This window comes from Parabacteroides distasonis ATCC 8503 (genome assembly GCF_000012845.1).
Lineage (GTDB): Bacteria > Bacteroidota > Bacteroidia > Bacteroidales > Tannerellaceae > Parabacteroides > Parabacteroides distasonis.
In genome coordinates this window covers 2,762,147-2,781,165 of record NC_009615.1, presented here as the reverse complement: position 1 = coordinate 2,781,165, position 19,019 = coordinate 2,762,147, and the positions used below count along the sequence as shown (strand labels likewise).

Annotated in this window: 20 protein-coding genes and 1 pseudogene; 14 read left to right on the top strand and 7 right to left on the bottom strand. The window is 44.5% G+C overall.

Annotated elements, in window-relative coordinates:
- Position 1 precedes the first annotated feature (1 nt).
- The 9 genes and pseudogenes from secY (at position 2) to rplQ (ending at position 5,534) form a co-directional block, all read left to right on the top strand.
- Positions 2 to 1,342, top strand: a complete 1,341-nt coding sequence (gene secY, locus BDI_RS11795) for a preprotein translocase subunit SecY (protein WP_005854004.1) — start codon at positions 2 to 4, stop codon at positions 1,340 to 1,342.
- A 4-nt stretch (positions 1,343 to 1,346) separates the two neighbouring features.
- A complete protein-coding gene (gene map / locus BDI_RS11790; protein ID WP_005867121.1) occupies positions 1,347 to 2,132 on the top strand; it encodes a type I methionyl aminopeptidase in 786 nt (261 codons plus the stop codon).
- A gap of 10 nt (positions 2,133 to 2,142) precedes the next feature.
- Positions 2,143 to 2,361, top strand: coding sequence for a translation initiation factor IF-1 (infA, locus tag BDI_RS11785; protein ID WP_005854007.1), 219 nt, complete (start codon positions 2,143 to 2,145; stop codon positions 2,359 to 2,361).
- Between the two features lie 13 nt (positions 2,362 to 2,374).
- Complete coding sequence (gene ykgO / locus BDI_RS20350) at positions 2,375 to 2,491, top strand: type B 50S ribosomal protein L36 (protein WP_005645768.1); 117 nt, start codon at positions 2,375 to 2,377, stop codon at positions 2,489 to 2,491.
- Positions 2,492 to 2,526: 35 nt separating this feature from the next.
- On the top strand, positions 2,527 to 2,907 hold the full coding sequence (gene rpsM / locus BDI_RS11780) for a 30S ribosomal protein S13 (RefSeq protein ID WP_008779937.1): 381 nt from the start codon (positions 2,527 to 2,529) through the stop codon (positions 2,905 to 2,907).
- 11 nt (positions 2,908 to 2,918) lie between these two features.
- The gene (gene rpsK, locus BDI_RS11775) at positions 2,919 to 3,308 is read left to right on the top strand and encodes a 30S ribosomal protein S11 (RefSeq protein ID WP_005634781.1); all 390 of its coding nucleotides are present in this window, start codon (positions 2,919 to 2,921) and stop codon (positions 3,306 to 3,308) included.
- A 123-nt stretch (positions 3,309 to 3,431) separates the two neighbouring features.
- Positions 3,432 to 4,036: pseudogene (gene rpsD, locus BDI_RS11770) on the top strand (30S ribosomal protein S4).
- A 12-nt stretch (positions 4,037 to 4,048) separates the two neighbouring features.
- A complete protein-coding gene (locus BDI_RS11765; protein WP_005854014.1) occupies positions 4,049 to 5,041 on the top strand; it encodes a DNA-directed RNA polymerase subunit alpha in 993 nt (330 codons plus the stop codon).
- A gap of 7 nt (positions 5,042 to 5,048) precedes the next feature.
- Positions 5,049 to 5,534: a 50S ribosomal protein L17 gene (gene rplQ / locus BDI_RS11760; RefSeq protein ID WP_005854016.1), complete on the top strand. Its 486-nt coding sequence runs from the start codon at positions 5,049 to 5,051 to the stop codon at positions 5,532 to 5,534.
- A gap of 166 nt (positions 5,535 to 5,700) precedes the next feature.
- On the opposite strand, the gene BDI_RS11755 is transcribed toward rplQ, so the two are convergent.
- Entirely contained in the window at positions 5,701 to 6,183 is a 483-nt protein-coding gene (locus tag BDI_RS11755) for a hypothetical protein (protein WP_005854018.1), read from the bottom strand.
- Positions 6,184 to 6,398: 215 nt separating this feature from the next.
- On the opposite strand from BDI_RS11755, the gene eno reads away from it, so the two are divergent.
- Positions 6,399 to 7,682 (top strand): phosphopyruvate hydratase, encoded by a 1,284-nt coding sequence (eno, locus tag BDI_RS11750; protein WP_005854019.1) that lies wholly within the window; start codon positions 6,399 to 6,401, stop codon positions 7,680 to 7,682.
- A 132-nt stretch (positions 7,683 to 7,814) separates the two neighbouring features.
- On the opposite strand, the gene BDI_RS11745 is transcribed toward eno, so the two are convergent.
- Positions 7,815 to 8,168, bottom strand: coding sequence for a DUF4907 domain-containing protein (locus tag BDI_RS11745; RefSeq protein ID WP_011966832.1), 354 nt, complete (start codon positions 8,166 to 8,168; stop codon positions 7,815 to 7,817).
- Complete coding sequence (locus tag BDI_RS11740; protein WP_005854023.1) at positions 8,155 to 9,156, bottom strand: Kelch repeat-containing protein; 1,002 nt, start codon at positions 9,154 to 9,156, stop codon at positions 8,155 to 8,157. Before BDI_RS11740 ends, BDI_RS11745 begins: the two co-directional genes overlap by 14 nt.
- A 271-nt stretch (positions 9,157 to 9,427) precedes the next feature.
- On the opposite strand from BDI_RS11740, the gene BDI_RS11735 reads away from it, so the two are divergent.
- Together BDI_RS11735 and BDI_RS11730 are read left to right on the top strand one after the other, a co-directional pair.
- Complete coding sequence (locus tag BDI_RS11735; protein ID WP_005867135.1) at positions 9,428 to 10,744, top strand: DUF4270 family protein; 1,317 nt, start codon at positions 9,428 to 9,430, stop codon at positions 10,742 to 10,744.
- Positions 10,731 to 11,936 (top strand): hypothetical protein, encoded by a 1,206-nt coding sequence (locus BDI_RS11730; RefSeq protein ID WP_011966831.1) that lies wholly within the window; start codon positions 10,731 to 10,733, stop codon positions 11,934 to 11,936. The genes BDI_RS11735 and BDI_RS11730 overlap by 14 nt, the downstream gene beginning before the upstream one ends.
- 89 nt (positions 11,937 to 12,025) lie before the next feature.
- On the opposite strand, the gene BDI_RS11725 is transcribed toward BDI_RS11730, so the two are convergent.
- The 3 genes from BDI_RS11725 to BDI_RS11715 all read right to left on the bottom strand — a co-directional run bounded on the left by BDI_RS11725 (position 12,026) and on the right by BDI_RS11715 (position 14,526).
- On the bottom strand, positions 12,026 to 12,463 hold the full coding sequence (locus BDI_RS11725; protein WP_011966830.1) for a LytR/AlgR family response regulator transcription factor: 438 nt from the start codon (positions 12,461 to 12,463) through the stop codon (positions 12,026 to 12,028).
- Positions 12,464 to 12,586: 123 nt separating this feature from the next.
- On the bottom strand, positions 12,587 to 13,348 hold the full coding sequence (locus BDI_RS11720) for a LytR/AlgR family response regulator transcription factor (RefSeq protein WP_011966829.1): 762 nt from the start codon (positions 13,346 to 13,348) through the stop codon (positions 12,587 to 12,589).
- Positions 13,345 to 14,526: a sensor histidine kinase gene (locus BDI_RS11715; RefSeq protein WP_005854033.1), complete on the bottom strand. Its 1,182-nt coding sequence runs from the start codon at positions 14,524 to 14,526 to the stop codon at positions 13,345 to 13,347. The genes BDI_RS11720 and BDI_RS11715 overlap by 4 nt, the downstream gene beginning before the upstream one ends.
- A gap of 117 nt (positions 14,527 to 14,643) precedes the next feature.
- On the opposite strand from BDI_RS11715, the gene BDI_RS11710 reads away from it, so the two are divergent.
- Together BDI_RS11710 and BDI_RS11705 are read left to right on the top strand one after the other, a co-directional pair.
- A complete protein-coding gene (locus tag BDI_RS11710) occupies positions 14,644 to 16,332 on the top strand; it encodes a helix-turn-helix transcriptional regulator (RefSeq protein ID WP_227742495.1) in 1,689 nt (562 codons plus the stop codon).
- A 125-nt stretch (positions 16,333 to 16,457) separates the two neighbouring features.
- A complete protein-coding gene (locus BDI_RS11705) occupies positions 16,458 to 18,527 on the top strand; it encodes an outer membrane beta-barrel protein (protein WP_011966827.1) in 2,070 nt (689 codons plus the stop codon).
- On the opposite strand, the gene BDI_RS20345 is transcribed toward BDI_RS11705, so the two are convergent.
- Entirely contained in the window at positions 18,434 to 18,739 is a 306-nt protein-coding gene (locus tag BDI_RS20345) for a DUF3791 domain-containing protein (protein WP_005867147.1), read from the bottom strand. The genes BDI_RS11705 and BDI_RS20345 overlap by 94 nt on opposite strands.
- Positions 18,740 to 19,019: the final 280 nt, after the last annotated feature.

Sequence of the window (19,019 nt, the reverse complement as noted above, 5' to 3'; positions counted from 1 at the left end):
CATGAGAGCTGTTGAAACAATCAAGAATATCTGGAAGATTGAGGATCTGAGAAATCGGATCCTCACCACTCTTTTATTGGTGGCTATATACCGTTTTGGTACGTATGTAGTGCTTCCGGGTATCGATCCCAAAGCGTTAACCGCTTTACAGGAGCAGACAAGAGGCGGATTGCTTGCACTGTTGGATATGTTCTCAGGTGGAGCCTTTTCTAACGCATCTATTTTTGCGTTGGGAATCATGCCATATATCTCCGCTTCAATTGTTATGCAGTTGTTAGCCATCGCAGTTCCTTCTTTCCAAAAATTGCAGAGAGAGGGTGAGAGTGGCCGTAGAAAAATCAATCAGTGGACTCGTTACTTGACGATAGCGATCTTGTTATTCCAAGGTCCTACTTACTTGGTGAATTTAAGCGTTCAGCTTAAGGCTGCCGGCGCTGCTTTACCGGGTGGTATTTGGTTCACGATCTCATCTACGATCATCTTGGCTGCGGGAAGTATGTTTATCTTATGGCTAGGTGAAAGAATTACAGATAAAGGTGTTGGAAATGGTATTTCATTTATCATTTTAGTTGGTATTATAGCCCGTCTGCCGCACTCTTTGTTCCAAGAATTCGTTTCTAGAACAAGTGAGAAAACCGGTGGTCTGGTTATGTTCTTATTTGAGATGTTGTTCCTTTTGCTTGTTATCGCTGGTGCGATCTTATTGGTACAAGGTACTCGTAAGGTCCCCGTGCAATATGCGAAAAGAATTATCGGTAATAAACAATATGGTGGCGCGCGTCAGTATATCCCTCTGAAGGTGAATGCCGCTAACGTAATGCCTATCATCTTCGCTCAGGCGATCATGTTTATTCCTATCTCAATTGTAGGTTTCTCTAGTACGGGAGAGCAGAGCGGTTTTTGGGCTGCTTTCATGGATAATACGGGATTTTGGTACAACTTCGTGTTTGCGGTGTTGATTATCCTGTTTACGTATTTCTATACGGCTATTACGATCAATCCGACCCAGATGTCAGATGATTTGAAGAGAAACAATGGTTTTATTCCGGGTGTGAAACCGGGTAAGAATACCAAAGACTATCTGGATACCATTATGGACCGTATTACTTTGCCGGGTGCTTTTTTCCTTGCGTTGGTTGCTATCATGCCCGCTTTCGCTAGAATTGCCGGTGTAAGTATGGAGTTCTCCCAATTCTTTGGTGGTACATCTTTGTTGATTTTGGTTGGTGTGGTGTTGGATACATTGCAGCAAGTTGAAAGTCATTTGCTAATGCGTCATTATGACGGTTTGTTGAAGTCAGGAAGAATTAAAGGCCGTACAGGCTCTGTTGCCGCTTATTAATAGAATGATCTATTTAAAGACAGATGAAGAGATTGAGTTGATGCGTGAGGCTAATCAACTGGTAGGTAAGACACTTGGCGAGGTAGCTAAGCATATTGTCCCCGGAGTCTCCACACTTCAACTTGATAAGATTGCGGAAGAGTTCATTAGAGATAATGGTGCTGTTCCGGCTTTTTTGGGATATGGTGGTTTCCCTAATTCAATATGTGCCTCAGTGAATGATCAGGTGGTGCATGGTATTCCTTCTTCTAAGATGATCTTGAAAGAGGGTGACGTGATCTCTGTGGATTGTGGGACGATATTGAATGGTTTTGTCGGTGACTCCGCTTACACTTTCTGTGTAGGTGAGGTTGCGCCGGAAGTGAAGAAATTGTTGAAAGCGACGAAGGATTCACTTTATTTAGGTATCCAATGTGCTGTTGAAGGTCACCGTTTGGGTGATATCAGTAATGCGATTCAGACTTATTGCGAGTCTCAAGGTTACTCTGTCGTAAGAGAGCTGGTGGGACATGGTATAGGTCGGAAAATGCATGAGGAACCGGAAGTGCCTAATTATGGCAGACGTGGATGCGGACCGTTATTGCGTAACGGAATGTGTATCTGCATCGAGCCGATGATCAACATGGGAAGCAAGAACGTTGCATTTGAGAAAGACGGATGGACGGTTCGCACAAAGGACAGAAAGCCTTCTGCTCATTTCGAGCATTGTATCGCTATACGTCCGGATGGTCCCCAGATCTTATCTTCATTTAAGTTTTTAGAGGAAGTTCTAGGAGAAAACGCAATTTAATTGGATTTATATGGCTAAACAATCAGCAATAGAGAAAGATGGAGTAATTGTAGAAGCATTGTCAAACGCGATGTTTCGTGTAGAATTGGAGAACGGACATGAAATTACCGCTCATATCTCAGGAAAGATGCGTATGCATTACATTAAGATCCTTCCGGGGGATAAGGTAAGAGTAGAAATGTCTCCGTATGATCTATCGAAAGGTAGAATTGCTTTTAGATACAAATAAAATTAAACACGATATGAAAGTAAGAGCATCTTTAAAGAAGCGTACACCTGAGTGCAAGATAGTAAGAAGAAAGGGTCGCTTATACGTAATTAACAAGAAAAATCCTAAGTATAAACAACGTCAAGGATAATTTATTATTTTTGCAAAATAATCTAAGTAAGTAATATGGCTATAAGAATAGTTGGTGTAGACTTGCCACAAAATAAAAGAGGAGAAATCGCTTTGACTTATATCTATGGTATTGGTCGTAGCGCTGCAAAATCCGTATTAGATAAGGCTGGGGTTGATCGTGATATCAAAGTTAAGGATTGGACAGACGATCAAGCCGCAAAAGTTCGTGAAGTCATTGGCGCTGAGTACAAGGTTGAAGGTGACCTTCGTTCAGAAGTTCAGTTGAACATCAAGCGTCTGATGGATATTGGTTGCTACAGAGGTGTTCGTCACCGTGTTGGTCTGCCTTTGAGAGGCCAAAGCACAAAGAACAACGCTCGTACTCGTAAGGGTAAGAAGAAAACTGTTGCAAATAAGAAAAAAGCTACTAAATAATAAGAGTTAATATGGCAAAGAAAACAGTCGCAGCAAAGAAGAGAAACGTAAAAGTTGACGCTTACGGTCAAGCTCATATTCATTCTTCTTTTAACAACATTATTGTGTCTTTAGCGAATAGCGAAGGACAAGTAATCAGCTGGTCTTCCGCTGGTAAGATGGGATTCAGAAGCTCTAAGAAGAATACTCCTTATGCAGCTCAGATGGCAGCACAGGATTGCGCTAAAGTAGCTTATGATCTTGGTTTAAGAAAGGTGAAAGTATTCGTTAAGGGTCCGGGTAACGGTCGTGAGTCCGCTATCAGAACGATCCATGGCGCAGGTATCGAGGTAACAGAAATCGTTGATGTTACACCGCTTCCTCATAACGGGTGTCGTCCTCCGAAAAAGAGAAGAGTATAATTAATTATAGTTTCTTAAACATTGAATCCGGAATTGTGAATAGATTGCATATTGACCTTATCCTCTCTGTAATCGCGGCTGCACGGTTCCAGATTCAAACAGAACATTTAAAAAAATAAAAAAATGGCAAGATATACTGGACCAAGAACAAGAATTGCCCGTAAGTTTGGTGAGGCAATATTCGGTGCGGATAAAGTTCTTTCTAAGAAGAACTATCCTCCTGGACAACATGGTAACTCCAGAAAAAGAAAGACTTCTGAATACGGTATCCAGCTTCGTGAGAAGCAAAAAGCAAAATACACTTATGGCGTATTGGAGAAGCAATTTAGAAACTTATTCGAAAAAGCTTCACGCTCTAAAGGTATTACCGGTGAGGTGCTTCTTCAATTGTTAGAAGGCCGTCTTGACAATGTGGTTTATCGTTTGGGTATAGCCCCGACAAGAGCCGCAGCTCGTCAGTTGGTTTCTCATCGTCACATTACAGTAGACGGAAGTGTTGTAAACATTCCTTCTTACTCTGTAAAACCCGGTCAGGTTATTGGTGTTAGAGAAAAATCTAAATCCATGGAGGTTATTGCCGACGCATTGTCAGGTTTCAATCACAGCAATATCCTTGGATTGAGTGGGATCAGTCCTCAATGAGCGGAAAATTACTGCATCTGCCGGAAAGAGCTGACATTCCTGAAAACATTAAAGAGCAGTTGATCGTAGAATTGTATTCTAAATAATAATTGATTTCCATGGCGATATTAGCATTTCAAAAACCCGATAAAGTATTAATGTTGGAAGCGGACAATTTCTTCGGAAAGTTTGAATTTCGTCCGTTGGAACCCGGCTATGGTATTACAATAGGTAATGCTTTACGTCGTATTCTCCTGTCGTCACTTGAAGGTTTTGCTATTACATCCATTAAGATCGACGGGGTTGACCATGAATTTGGTACAATCCCGGGTGTTATCGAGGATGTGACAAACATTATCTTGAATCTGAAGCAAGTTCGTTTCAAGCATATCGTAGACGACATCGAGAATGAAAAAGTGAGTATTACTGTTTCGGGTTCGGAAGTGTTCAAAGCCGGTGATATTGGTAAGCAACTGACTGGATTCGAGATATTGAATCCTGATTTGGTTATTTGCCGCTTGGATCCGACCGCAAGTTTCCAGATTGAATTGACTATTAATAAAGGTCGCGGTTATGTACCCGCAGATGAGAACAGAGACCCGAACGCAGATATACATGTGATCGCTATCGACTCTATCTTCACTCCGATACGTAACGTAAAATATTCAATCGAGAACTTCCGTGTTGAACAGAAGACGGACTACGAGAAGTTGGTTCTTGAAATAGCCACAGATGGTTCTATTCATCCGAAGGAAGCGTTGAAGGAAGCAGCGAAGATTCTGATTCATCATTTCATGTTGTTCTCAGATGAAAAGATTGCGATCGAGACAGCGGATACTGAAGGCAATGAAGAGTTCGATGAAGAAGTACTTCATATGCGTCAGTTGCTTAAGAGCAAGCTGGCTGATATGGACCTTTCCGTTCGTGCATTGAATTGCTTAAAGGCCGCAGATGTTGAAACACTAGGTGAGTTGGTTAAGTTCAATAAGAATGATTTGTTGAAATTCCGTAACTTCGGTAAAAAGTCGCTCACTGAACTTGATGAACTGCTTGAGAGCTTGAACCTTTCATTCGGTATGGATATCACAAAATATAAATTAGATAAAGAGTAAGTAAACGATGAGACATAATAAGAAATTCAATCATTTAGGTCGTACAAATACTCACCGTGACGCAATGCTTTCGAATATGGCTTGTTCTTTGATCAAGCATAAGAGAATCTTTACTACGACAGCAAAGGCAAAAGCGCTACGTAAGTATGTAGAACCACTTATCACGAAGTCTAAGGAGGATACAACTCACTCTAGACGTGTGGTATTTAGCAATTTGCAAGACAAATTTGCTGTAACAGAGTTGTTCAAGGAAATTGCTCAGAAGATCGGTGATCGTCCGGGTGGTTATACCAGAATTATCAAGACTGGTAACCGTTTAGGTGACAACGCAGCTATGTGCTTTATTGAGTTAGTAGACTATAACGAAAATATGTTGAAGGATACAGCCGCTAAGAAAGCTCCTAAAACAAGACGTTCTCGTAAAAAAGCAACAGCATCGGTTGCAGAAGCTCCTACAGCTGAAGCAGCTAGCGAGGAAAAAGCAGCTGAATAAGCAAGTTTTTTATAATCATATAAGAAAAGCGATTCGTACACACGGATCGCTTTTTTTGTTGAGGTATAGTGCAAATATAGCAGTGTAAAGAAATATGAAGTTTATAATTGTTTTTATTGTATGCTTTGAAGAGCCTCCTGCGCTACCTTATTAGAAGGATCGATCTCTAAGACCTTATTCCAGTATATTTTTGAATTGTCCAGATCTTTTTGAGGTAATAGAAATAGCCCAGATAACGATAGTATTCCGCTAGTTTCACTGCTTTTGAGAGATTCTCTAAAGATGGTTCATATTGCTGAGTCGCATTTAATAAGCGGTCTTGGTATAAATAATCTTGCCAAATGAACTTTCCATTAGGCGTGTTGAAAAATCCAGAGGTTTGTTGTATGCCATTATCATAATCTTTCGTCTCGAAAGCGTTGTACAAATTCAGACGTTGCGGTAAGAAATTATCCGGTTCAGTGGAAAGCCCTTTTGCGATGACTTCTCCATCCTCTTGATCAAAAGAGTATCCGGTATGGTGATTATCATCAATATGATCTTCACAAGAAGAGCACAGGCAAGCTTTATATTCCGGAGGGACAGATGCGGTATCCGCATAAATGAACTCCCCTTTGCCAAACAGCAGGAATAAATCTAGAAGAGTCAATAGTGGTAAGTACCTTTTTCATCTTAGTATGAGTATATTCTTTCATAAACAACAAAAGCTTTTTTTGAAAGGTTTAGGCAAATAGTAAAAATCATCTATTAAAAGATTGAAAAACTCGATAGGCTTCCGCAAACATTCCTTGCTTGGCTATTGTTATATTTGTGAAAAAGAAAAGTAAGACATCATTGAACAACTAATAAAACAAATATAGTAATATGGAAATTGTAAAAGTAGTAGGTAGAGAGATCCTTGATTCACGTGGTAACCCGACAGTAGAAGTAGACGTACATTTGGCTTCCGGCGCATTCGGTCGTGCGGCTGTACCTTCTGGCGCCTCTACCGGTGAGAACGAGGCTATCGAGTTACGCGATGGCGATAAGAATCGCTACGGTGGCAAAGGCGTTCTCCGTGCCGTGGATAATGTAAATAAGGTAATCGCTCCCGCCATTTTAGGAATGAGCGCCTTGAATCAAAGAGAGATAGACCATAAGTTGCTGGATTTGGATGGTACAAAGACAAAATCAAATCTAGGAGCTAACGCTATGTTAGGTGTATCGCTTGCCGTAGCGAAGGCAGCGGCTAATTATCTGGATCTGCCTTTATATCGTTATATCGGTGGAACAAATACCTACGTGTTGCCGGTTCCTATGATGAACATTATCAATGGAGGTTCTCACTCCGACGCTCCGATCGCTTTTCAGGAATTCATGATTCGTCCGGTAGGTGCGAAGAGTTTCCGTGAGGGGCTTCGTATGGGCGCAGAGGTTTTCCATGCGTTGAAGAAAGTATTGCACGATCGTGGCTTGAGCACGGCTGTAGGTGATGAGGGCGGTTTCGCTCCGGCATTGGATGGTACGGAAGATGCCTTGAATTCTATTATGGCCGCTATCAAAGCCGCTGGATATGAGCCGGGCAAGGATGTGACGATAGCCATGGATTGCGCTGCTTCCGAGTTTTATCACGATGGTGTGTATGATTATACGAAATTCGAGGGTGAGAAAGGCGCTAAGCGTAACGCCCAGCAACAAGTCGCTTATCTGAGTGAGTTGGTGAACAAATACCCGATTGATTCTATCGAGGATGGTATGGACGAGAATGACTGGGCCGGTTGGCAAATGCTAACCTCCACGCTAGGCGGAAAATGCCAGTTGGTAGGTGATGACCTATTCGTTACAAACGTAGAGTTCTTGAAGAAAGGTATCGAGAAGGGTTGCGCAAACTCCATCTTGATCAAGGTAAACCAGATCGGTACATTGAGCGAGACATTAGACGCTATCGAGATGGCCCACCGTAATGGCTATACATCCGTGACTTCCCACCGTTCCGGTGAGACAGAGGACGCTACGATCGCCGATATCGCCGTAGCTACCAACAGCGGACAGATCAAGACCGGCTCATTGAGCCGTTCCGATCGTATGGCGAAATACAACCAGTTGCTTCGTATCGAAGAGGAATTGGGTTCCTTAGCTGTTTATGGTTATAAGACTTATAAGAAGTAATTTTCATTATTTGCTTGAGAAATGGGGGAGTTCACCTATCAAGGTGGACTGCCTTTTTCTTTTTAGTGGAAAAAACGAAGCAAGCCTACTAATCAATAGCCAGCCTGCTCCAAACATTTAATGATTATAAATCTATTGCCCTAAATAAGAGAGTGAATGTTGTATCTCATCTCTTGAAACTGAGAAATCCTTGTTCTCAGTCAGTCTATTTAATACGAGTGTGCCTATATTTCTTGCGCTTTCCTCATTCGGGAAAGCGGTTACCGTATCAATAGAGGGAATGGTGGGTTGGTAAATCAACACCTTTCCGTTCATCCTAATCTGGTACCCCCAGCCATCCCCCGATTGAAACGTTTGCAACTCCAGTTGCCGCCCGGGAGAAGACCCCATTTCTTCACCCCGGAAAAAAGATAAATAAAACAGTAATACCGGCAGTACCACTAGGCCCGGTACGAACCAAGCCCGTCCTTTCTTAGTATTCATCATCGTCATATTCATTCGGGTGAAATTCCCAAATATCATCAAATTGAGTGGTACCACTTTTGCCGGATACTACGAATCCTTTCTCGCCAGAGGAGAAAGATGCTGTCGCCGTACGGGCAGTTCCCTTGAATTTAGCCACGTTTTCCCATAGATCGGTGGCCGGATAATATTTCCAAGTGTCGCTACGTAGGCTTCCGCTCTCACCGCAAGTCAGATAAGCGGCTCCATCAATCACGAAAGCAACCCCGTTCGTACGTGTGATCGTATAATCATCGTCATAATCCTCGTCCGAGGAATCCGATATATCCCTAAGTTGGGTCCATGATTCCGTGCTGGGATCGAATTTCCAGAAATCGTCTACATATTCGCCGTTATTTTGTCCGCAACATACATAAGCGATTCCATTTATCACGAAGCTGGTAGCGCCCTGACGCTTTGTCCCGCCGATACTGATCGTTTGCGTCCAGCTATTTGCCACCGGATTAAAGGCATAAAAGTCTTTTAGGTAATTCCCGTCGTATCCGCATCCGATATACGCTTTACCGTTTACCCCGAAGGCCACAGCTCCATATCGGCCCGAGCCGGGGAAATCCGCTTTCTGTGCCCACGTATTGGTGGTCGGGTTAAATTCCCAGAAGTCGTTCAAGTAATTGGTACCGTCGTATCCGGTTCCCAGATATCCCTTTTCATCTACCGCCATAGCTACGGCCGAATTGCGGGCGGTTCCGGGAAAGTCCGCCTTTTGCGTCCAAGTATCTCGTTCCATATCATATTCCCAACAATCCGATAAACGATTTTTTCCGTCGTTTCCGCAAATCAGATATCCTTTGTTACCGATCGTGAAAGAGGAGGCGTAATTTCGCGCCAATCCGTCCATGTCAGAGACACGGTACCACTTACCGATCAAATCATCGTCATCGTCATCACTGCAAGCGCTGATGATGACAGGAAGAAAAGCGATCAAGAATACAAGAATCCTTTTGTGTATCATTCTAACTACGTATTTTGTTTTTACGGAAGCAAAAGAACGAGGGTTTTACGAGACCCACAAATTAAATCGGTAAACATACGGTTTTTATCGGTGAATAAGCCGGATTTATAGGTTAGGGCCTCGAATGGTTTTGAAATCGGTTTCATCTTCAGTATCGGGCCGTTTACAGAGGAAACCGGTGGGTTCATGGGTTTATCTTGCCGGGTTTTGCGCTAAATACGTTCTTTGCCATCGGATTGATAAAAGATTATTTGCTTATTAAATAAGAAGTATGGTTAGAACATTCTTTGCTTTGGGGTGCTTGATGCTCTGTCTGGGACTGTTTTCCTGTTATGACGAGAACGGTACGTATGGCAGCGATCTGGTGGACTCCGCTTTCCGTAACGTTCGTATAGATACCAGCACGGTCGTAGTGACCTCGGTATTGATCGACTCGTTGGAGACATCCGGTAAGAACGTCGCTTTGGTAGGCCGGTACAAACATTCATTATGGGGAGTCGTCTCGTCGCATAGCTTTATCGCTTATGAGAGACCGAGCTATGGGACTGATCCGGACGAGACGGTCGTACTGGACTCGCTAGTCCTGTCTCTCGCTTTCGATGGTCGCTTTGTAGGAGACACGACCCTCCAACAAACCCTCTCGATTTATCAGCTAACGGAGAAGATTGTCTTAAACGATAACGGGTACTTATATAATAATAGCAGTGTCTCTTACGCTCCCGAGGCTTTGGCGGTCTGCTCATTTAAACCGAAGCCGAAGGGCGGGGAGAAACTGGAAGTCCGTCTTCCCGATGCGCTAGGGCAAGACCTCTTGTCCCGTTTTCATGCGCAGGATCAAGCGGTGTCCGAGGATCGCTTTGAGGACTATTTCAAGGGGGTGGCGATCGTGCCGGACTTGGCGGGAAGCGAGTCTCTGCTGACTTTCACGGTAGCCGATTCCTCCGCCGCTTTAGTCCTGCATTATCATTTATCCGATGAGCTTTCCACGGAGAAGGAATTATGGTTCTTCCCAAATACGGATACCCAGTTCAATCATATCGACCATGACCGTAGTGGAACGGATATGGCAGGATATCCGATGAAAGGAGTGGAGATACCTTCGGCTGAGCTTAGTAACCGGGGCGTATTATTCGGAGGCTTGGGTTGGTATACCCGTCTGGAATTCCCGTATTTGAATAATCTGATGCAACAAGGCACGCAAGTGGAGATCGAGAGCGCTTTACTTAAGATTTATCCCGAGCAAGGCACTTATTCGGATTACAATACCTTGCCGGACAGCCTCTACCTTTATATCGCCGATGAGAATAATGTGGTGACGGATGCCGTGACCGATTATCTCGGTTCCGAGGTTCAACGAGGTACGCTATCGGAAGACAATACGTTTAACGAGAACACCTATTATTATTTCGACGTGACTCAATTCATGCAAGAGGAGCTAGGTGCCTTTGGCATGTATAAACATAATCTTCAGTTGGTTTTTAATAGTGATGATTACACCGGCACGTTCAAGAACTTGACGTTTAACGATCAGGGAGGACGTAACCCGGTCACCCTACAACTCATTTATAAGGTCTATGAAAGTTACTAGATACCTTCTTTACCCTTGCCTCTTGATGGCGGCAAGCGCATCCGCGCAGAATGCGATGACTTCCTCACCTTACTCGATGTTTGGACTGGGTGAGATGGCTTCCGGTTTATATGGTCAAAATACCTCGATGGCGGGTGTCACTGTCGGCATGCGGGAAGGGATGCTGATGAATATAGAGAATCCTGCCGGATTGACGGCGTTGGATAGTTGTAAGTTGTTCGCTGAGGCATCTGCCTTCGTGAAGAATGAGCGATACCGCTCAGACGGGAGCTCTAGCAACGCATTCACCGGGAATTTCTCCGCTTTCTCATTGGGAGGGCGTATCATGCGACGGTGGTATATGTCCGCCGGGGTAACTCCTTATAGTTTCGTTGGGTATTATTTTAAGTCCTCGCAAGAGTTGGAAGGATCTCCCGGTACCTTTGTAACCAGTACGTTTTCGGGGACAGGCGGACTTTCCAAGGCTTTCCTCTCCCAAGGTTTTTCATTGACCAAGCATCTATCAGTCGGTATGAATCTTAATTTTATCTTCGGAAATATGACACTGAATGAGATACAAAGTGCGATGACAGTGTCAAGGGAGATGTCCGGCCGCTCTTTTTACGCCGATTTCGGTTTACAATATCATCGTCCGATCGCCCGGGAAACCTTTCTAACGGTCGGCGCCATTTACGGTTATAAGCAACGGATCTCATTGAAAAATACGGTGACGGTGACGGGAAGCAGCACGGAAACCCCCTATAACCAGAAAAGGGTGACACAATATCTACCTCAATATATAGGCATCGGTAGCTCATTGGCGCATAAAAAATGGACGTATGCGTTGGACTATCTATTCCGGCAATACGGGGTATTGAACTCGAGCGATAGCCGGGTAAAGTTCCGGGATTCGCATGAGCTACGCTTGGGCGTATGCTATTTCCCGAATGGATTTAGCTCCAGCAGTTATTGGAAACGGATGTCTTATAAAGCGGGTGTTTCTGTTTCCACGCCTTACCTGCGGTTGAAAGGACAATCCGGCGGGGCGTATCGGGTAAGCGTTGGCTTGGGATTACCCGTCCTGAATGGCCGTATCAATACGGCGTTTTATTACGATCGTCTCCAATTGCAAGGGAATGCGTTGCGAAGAGATATCATGGGCTTTACGGTGACCTATACATTAAGCGAGAAGTTCTACCAAGTGAAGCTTTAGTTTTCTGCCTATGAAACTAAAGTTTCTTCACTAGGAAACAAAAGTTTTGTCACGGAGAAACAAAAGTTTCTTCCGCATGAAACTCTTGGTTACTCTTGGAGAGCCAGATTATTCATCAAGGCGGGCAGGTACGAATCGCTGATAGGGATCAGTTCCTCCCCGATACGTATCCGCTTGCGCTCGATATAATTAATGTGGGAGAGGGATACGATGTAAGAACGATGTACCCGGCAAAAACGATTCCTGTCCAGAAACTCCTCGAACCGCTTCAAGCTGACTTGCGTGAGCAGGGGCTTGCCATTGATACGGTGTACCTTTACATAATCGCCGTATCCCTCGAGGAAAAGGATCTCTTCCCGGCGAAGGCGAATGATCTTGCTGCCCTCCCGGACGAAGATGGGGCGTTCGGTTTGCTCCTTGCTCAGCACTTGGTGGACATCGGCCAAAGCCTTGTCCAGTTTCTCGAAATATCCCATGAGCGTGTTTAGGGTCGAGGCGTCTCCGTCGAAAGTGATACATTTCAGCATAGTGTTTTTACCTTTATTTGTTGTACCGCGAAATAACAGGAAAGTTCGGTAAAGAAAGGTTAAGCGCCGATTAGTGGTATAATCGGGTCGGTGAATCGCCTTACGGGAGGGGGTGAAAAGACATTATTCCTCTTCCCTCAGAATCCATTTCTTGAAGATCGGGGTCTTGGCCTTGCTGATGATGATACGTTCGGGAACCGGCAAGGTGAGGTTGACGGACAGGCGGCTCCCGAACCAAAGATCTATATCCTTGATGGCGTTGCGTGAAATGATGAATTGACGGTTGGCCCGGAAGAAAAGCCTCTCGTCCAGTTGCTCTCCCAACGCGTCGAGGGTACGGTCTACGGGATGTTGCTTCCCGTCGGAGGTATAGGCGGTAACCTTCTCGTTGGCCGTATAGAAATAAAGGATCTCCTCAACCGCCAACGGATAGAATTTATCGGCCAGCATGATCAACAGGCTCTTGATCGTGTGGCGACTCTGGATCGTACGGTTCGTTTGCCGGATATGCGCCAGCCTTTCCTCGGTATCGAACAGCCGTAATTTATTCAAGGCCCTTTCCAGCGAGGCCAGCGTGACAGGCTTCAGTAGATAATCGATACTGCTTACTTGAAAAGCCTGTAACGCATACTCATCGTAGGCGGTCGTGAAGACTACTGGGGCATCTATCTCCACCTGCTCGAATATCTTGAACGCCGATCCGTCCGCTAAATGGATATCCATGAAGATGATATCCGGATGAGGCGATGTCCGGAAGAAATCCACGCTCTCCTCGATACTCTCCAACTCGGCGATCACTTCGATCTGAGTAACCGTATTTTGCGCCAAGATCGCCTTTAGGCTATTAACGGCGGTAGTCTCATCTTCTATAATAACTGCTTTCATGAGTGAATGGGTTTATTAAGTAAAGGAAGCGTGACCTTGAAATATTCCTTGCGGTTGGAGATCTGGATGTCCTTTCCGGTAAGCATCCGGTAGCGCCCCCATAGGTTCTTCAATCCGATACCGCTGCCTTTGCTATCTTCCGACTTAGGATGTATTTTATTGGATATGATTAGTTTGTCCTCATGGGTGGTATAGATATCGATCTGTAGTGGGTATTGCTTGCTGATAACGTTGTGCTTTACGGCGTTCTCGATCAGGGGGAGTACGCTCAATATCGGCAGATACCAAAGCAAGTAAGGGGTATCCGCTTGGATGGAGAAGAATAGCTTTCCCTCGTAGCGCACGCTTAGCAGATAGGTGTACGCCTTTACGAATTGAAGTTCTTCCGCTAGCGTAACCAGCTCTTTCTTGTTGCTTTGCAAGATATACCGGAAGACGTTGGATAGCTCATCCAGATAAGCCAGCGTCTGTTGTTTCTCTCCGCTCTGTATCAAGGCGTTCAATCCATTTAAGGAGTTGAAGAAGAAATGCGGGTTGATTTGTCCCATCAAGGCGTTATAGGAATTCTGTAGCTTCTCGGTCTTCAATTGCTCATATTCCAGTTTCATTTGCTGCTTGCTGCCCAGCAGCCGGATCAGTATGGAGCTTAGCATGACCGTGAGGAAGACGAAAAGATGCTCCGTCATGAAAGAGTTAGGGACCGTGAAAGGATTGGGCGGTACCGGTATGTCCCGATGCTCGGCAGGCCTGATGGTTTGCGTAGCCATCCTGTCCCGGTTGATGCGGATCATGATATCCCGGGTAGCTGGCTGAGGTCCGTCTTCTCCCAGCCATTCTACAACAATGGCCGTGTACAAAACCGGCGACAGATGAAACATGCCGTAGGCGATGCTGATACAAGTTACGCAAACCACCAATACCCTTTTATACTCTTTCCTGCGGAAAAGCTTGTCCCCGAACTTATACATCAAGCTGTTGACAATAAATAAGATGAAGGAGAACACGAAGAACCAGATTAGCAAATAATACATGGTGCGATCCGGAGGCTGGATACCCATGCTCGGGTTTCCGGTCTCGAACTCATATTTACGCATCAGAAGGGCGAAGTTCACGAAAATACTAAGCAAGACGGATATCGTGAAGCCGATCAATAAGTCATTTCTTTTTAATTGTAACATAGATAAACCCTTTGTCTGCTTACAAAGATAGGGCTTCCTTATCCGAGCGGGAAAAGGAATCGACGAAACGGATAAAAATATCGGTGAATCGCCCGGGCTTCCGAAAATAATGTACCTTTGCCGGAAATTAGGATCTCTGTCGCTATGACGAAATGGTTTGCCTACATATTGCTGGCCAGTGTCTGCCTGTTGCTTTCCTGTGGCGGTAAATCCGTACGGGAGAAATTTGCGGAAGCGGACCGGTTGGTAAACGAGAATAACTTAGATAGCGCCGCTTGGCTGCTGGAGGAGCAAATAACGCTTTCCGCTCTTTCGGATAGCGATAAGGCAGAGTATGGACGGAGGCTCGCTTGGCTTCATCTCTTGCAGGGGCGCAGCTTGGTGAACGACTCGCTCATCGACTACTCCGTGGATTATTATAAGGAGCATGCCTCGGAGCCTTTACTTTCCGCTTATTTCGTAAAGGCTATTTACATGGGTGATTCCCGGAAGGGGTTGGAACAAAGGCGTGCCTTGTACCGAGAGGCGATAGATTCCGCTTATTCCCGTTCGGATTCGACCTACCTTGTACGTTTTTATGACCGATTGACTTCCTTGAGTTTTGGTGAGGGGTTGTATCGGGAAACAATCGCAGAGTCGAAGGAATGGGAAGCCTCGCCAAAAGCTGGATTTAAGGAGATGGCCTATTATATGGCCGGGTTGAGTTATAGCCGCTTGCGAATGAGGGACTCGGCGGATTATTATCTTCGTTTGGCTGCGGACTCGGCCTTGGCTAAGAATATCGAATGGTATGCCCATCATTTTGCCCGTAATTATGCGGATTTCTTGTATGACTTTAATCCCAAGGCTTCTATCAGATATCTGCGTTTGCTGAAGGAACGTTATCCGGAACGAGAAATCTTGGGATCCTATGTTATGCCTTGGATCAATCTAGGGGAGCTGGATTCTGCCCGGAAGTATATCGAGAAGAATACGTTAGACTTGGAGCGTAGTCACAGCGATGATATAGCCTCGCATGCGCTTAATTATGCCTATCAATTTATATTGGGCGTAAAGGAAAATAAGCCGGTCGATATTTCCCGATTAGGGCAATATTGCGATTCTTTGTATACCGTGAAATCCCAAACGGAGAAGGCTGAGCGGGAACGATTAGTCGATCAAAATCGTTTACGCCGAGAAAATCTTCGCTTGGAAATGAGCCGGCAGCGTACGTTCTCTATCTTAGTGATCGTTTCCTTGCTTTCCATATTGGTAGCTGGTGGAGTTTCCTTATATATCCGTAACCGAAGGAACCGTTTGATTGATATGGAGGAGCGTTTGGAAGCCTTGCGTCAGCTCTTGAACGAGTCCAAGCAATCCGTAGCGGAGGAGGAGAAACCCGATAGTGCCTTTTTCCGTAAGGTCTTGTTGCAGCAATTGGGTGTTATCCGCTTGATGGCGACTACTCCCACGCAACAAAATAAGGAATTGCTCCAGCAAATGACTCGTATCACGAATGAGGATGTCCCGGTAGATACGCTTTTGGTATGGGATGACCTGTATCCGATTATCGATGCGGTCTATGATAATTTCCATACGCATCTGGTCCGATTGTCTGATGGGCGTTTGCTGGAAAAAGAGATCCAGCTTTGTTGCTTGCTATGCGCCGGCTTCTCTACCAAGGAAATCAGTGTGGTTACCCAGCAAAGCGTCCGTACGATCTATCAGCGCAAGACGGACATCCGCCATAAGCTGGATATGGATGAGAAAGAGGATATCATCGGCAATATAAGTGCTCAAACGGCAAATATAAACTTTTCTCTCTAAGTCGTTCGCTAATACTTTGTAAATCAGTGTATATGCATAATGCCTTGCACTTTAGTTTCTTGCCTGTATAAATCGATTTTAGCTGTTTCCCTCCTTACATTTGTCTCGAATCAAATTTGAATTTTATGAGAAGACAAGTATTATTTGTGGGATTGATTTGCGTTGCCTTTTTGGTAAACGCGCAAGAGGAGAAAACGATCGATTTGGATGAGGTTACCATTCAAGCCTCTTCGATTATAAGGAAGAAAGACCGTCAACTTATATTCCCCTCTAAAGACCAAGTGCAGCGCTCGATGGATGGCTTGGATTTGACAAGGCGGATGTCTTTACCTCGTCTATGGGTAGATCCGAATACGAAAAGTATCTCTATGGCGAATGGAAACGTTCAGTTGCGTATAAATGGCGTGTTGGCTTCTTCCTTAGAAGTCGCGGCCCTCTCGCCGGAGGATATCAAACGGGTGGAATATCACGATAACCCCGGCTTGCGATATGGGGAAGGAATCGATATCGTCTTGGATTATATAACGATCAAGCGGACTTCCGGAGGAAATCTCGGCGTGGATTTAAGCCATCAATTAAACACGTTTTGGATGGCAGATTATATATATGGTAAGTATAACCGAGGACGTTCGGAATTCTCTTTATCCAGCTTTGCGAACGGACACCGGTATAAAGAGGCATGGCAAGACCGGACGGAAATCTTTCATACCCCAGATGGTACCTTCCAGCGAACACAGGAAGGAATCCCCGGGAGGGATTATGAGATGTATTGGACTACGACGGCGAATTATAACTACACGAAGGATGATGATTATTTCTTGAACGCTAAGCTGAATTTTTATTATTATGACTATCCGCATAACTATAGCAGTGCCCTTTTAAGGAATAGCGAGAGCAAGATGACGACCGATCTTATCGATAATAATAAATCCTTGAATACCCGTCCCTCGCTCGACTTGTATTATTTCCGGAAATTACCACGTAAACAATCATTGGCTGTCAATGTCGTGGGAACTTATTCGAATACCGATAGCCGTCATACCTACCGGGAAGAACTGGAAAGTATTCCTTTGACAGATATTTATACGAAAGTAGATGGAAAGCGCTATTCGGTAATCGGAGAGGGTATCTACGAGAAAGAGCTAGAGACCGGTCGTATTTCCGCCGGTTTGAAACATACGCAGGCTTATACGGACAACGTATATTCCGGTTCCGGTGATTATACGACCCATATGACGGAATCTGAATCGTATATGTATGCGCAATACGTAGGAACTTGGAAGAAGTTGGTTTATAACGTAGGTTTGGGCGCCTCCCGTAATTATCTATCGCAAGAAAACTCGGGCTCTTATAATCGGTGGTATTTCCGCCCGCAGGTAACACTTACTTATACTATCAATGAGGTATTATCCGCTCGTTATCGGTATACCCTGCGCAATGTAAACCCATCCTTGTCTGAGTTGAGTAACGTGGAGCAATGGATTGATTCCTTACAGGTTCGTAGAGGTAATCCGGGTCTATCCCCTTTCTTATATCATAACAACGCTGTGGAATTTCATGTGAATACGGCAAAGGTCAAGGCCGGCTTTACTTTCTCTTACCAATACCAGCCCCGCATGGTCATGGAAGAGACCCTGTATGACGTTAGCCGGGGACTTTTTATCCGTACCTACGATAACCAACGGAGTTTCCATCGTTTTACGCCGGAACTGTATTTGAATTATTCACCCTTCAGCGATTATCTGCGCATGAATATCTCCGGAGGCTTGAACCATTTCCAATCGAATGGAAATAGCTATTCGCATACATACACGGATCCCTTCTATGTGATCTCTTTGAATAGCGATGTGAAGAACTTTAATTTTAACCTGTTGATTTATAAGAGAAGCTATAGTTTTTCGGGTGAGACCAGTCGTGAGGCCGATCGTTTTAATAGGTTGGGTATCGGTTATAGAATCGGGAAGGTTCAGTTAAGCGCTTCTTTCTCTACCCAATTTACCTCATCCGCCCGTTACCGGAGTAAGAACCATTCAGCGATCGCTCCCTATGTGACCGATCAGCGTTTTGGTGATATTTATCCGGGCTTCGAGATTGGATTCTCTTACCACTTAGATTTCGGTCGCAAATACAAATCCGTGGATCGTAAGTTATATAATTCAGATAATGAATCGGGTATATTGAATAGTCGGAAGTAAGTTACATCTATATTGTCGATTACGTGTTCGCGGCTTTCAGTATGCAATATATCATAATTGGGTAGGATATAGTTCTCTATCATTCCTACCCGTTTCATGCGTGCGAACACCTCTTGATAAGGCTGCCCCAATTTGCGTGCGGTTCCTTCTATACAAAAGGAAGCGAACGCTAGCTCTATTTCTGTTTGCGATAGTTCGATTTGTTTATCCATTTTTCCATGTCGCTTAGGTGAATTTGCTTCAAATGTACGTAAAAAGCGGCTCATGCGATAAAATCCGTGGATGAAATTATCTATAAATGGGAATTCCGTAGAGGTAGTACTTACTTTACCGATGAAGTATATCTCCTGTGGAACTTGAAGTATATCTCTTATAGGGAAGGGAGTGGTATCTCGTGAAAATGACTTTTGATGAACCCTTGTTTTAGAGCATATCCAAATTATCTGTCAGCGATATTCATTCATGAATCGTGGGCGACTTGGATATATGATT

Coding starts and splice junctions, on each gene's coding strand:
- secY (WP_005854004.1), top strand. CDS start 2: ATGAGAGCTGTTGAAACAATCAAGAATATCTGGAAGATTGAGGATCTG.
- rpsK (WP_005634781.1), top strand. CDS start 2,919: ATGGCAAAGAAAACAGTCGCAGCAAAGAAGAGAAACGTAAAAGTTGAC.
- BDI_RS11705 (WP_011966827.1), top strand. CDS start 16,458: ATGAGAAGACAAGTATTATTTGTGGGATTGATTTGCGTTGCCTTTTTG.
- BDI_RS11715 (WP_005854033.1), bottom strand. CDS start 14,526: ATGTTACAATTAAAAAGAAATGACTTATTGATCGGCTTCACGATATCC.
- BDI_RS11735 (WP_005867135.1), top strand. CDS start 9,428: ATGGTTAGAACATTCTTTGCTTTGGGGTGCTTGATGCTCTGTCTGGGA.
- BDI_RS11730 (WP_011966831.1), top strand. CDS start 10,731: ATGAAAGTTACTAGATACCTTCTTTACCCTTGCCTCTTGATGGCGGCA.
- infA (WP_005854007.1), top strand. CDS start 2,143: ATGGCTAAACAATCAGCAATAGAGAAAGATGGAGTAATTGTAGAAGCA.
- BDI_RS11745 (WP_011966832.1), bottom strand. CDS start 8,168: ATGATGAATACTAAGAAAGGACGGGCTTGGTTCGTACCGGGCCTAGTG.
- map (WP_005867121.1), top strand. CDS start 1,347: ATGATCTATTTAAAGACAGATGAAGAGATTGAGTTGATGCGTGAGGCT.
- BDI_RS11720 (WP_011966829.1), bottom strand. CDS start 13,348: ATGAAAGCAGTTATTATAGAAGATGAGACTACCGCCGTTAATAGCCTA.
- eno (WP_005854019.1), top strand. CDS start 6,399: ATGGAAATTGTAAAAGTAGTAGGTAGAGAGATCCTTGATTCACGTGGT.
- BDI_RS11765 (WP_005854014.1), top strand. CDS start 4,049: ATGGCGATATTAGCATTTCAAAAACCCGATAAAGTATTAATGTTGGAA.
- BDI_RS11725 (WP_011966830.1), bottom strand. CDS start 12,463: ATGCTGAAATGTATCACTTTCGACGGAGACGCCTCGACCCTAAACACG.
- BDI_RS11740 (WP_005854023.1), bottom strand. CDS start 9,156: ATGATACACAAAAGGATTCTTGTATTCTTGATCGCTTTTCTTCCTGTC.
- BDI_RS20345 (WP_005867147.1), bottom strand. CDS start 18,739: ATGGATAAACAAATCGAACTATCGCAAACAGAAATAGAGCTAGCGTTC.
- ykgO (WP_005645768.1), top strand. CDS start 2,375: ATGAAAGTAAGAGCATCTTTAAAGAAGCGTACACCTGAGTGCAAGATA.
- rplQ (WP_005854016.1), top strand. CDS start 5,049: ATGAGACATAATAAGAAATTCAATCATTTAGGTCGTACAAATACTCAC.
- rpsM (WP_008779937.1), top strand. CDS start 2,527: ATGGCTATAAGAATAGTTGGTGTAGACTTGCCACAAAATAAAAGAGGA.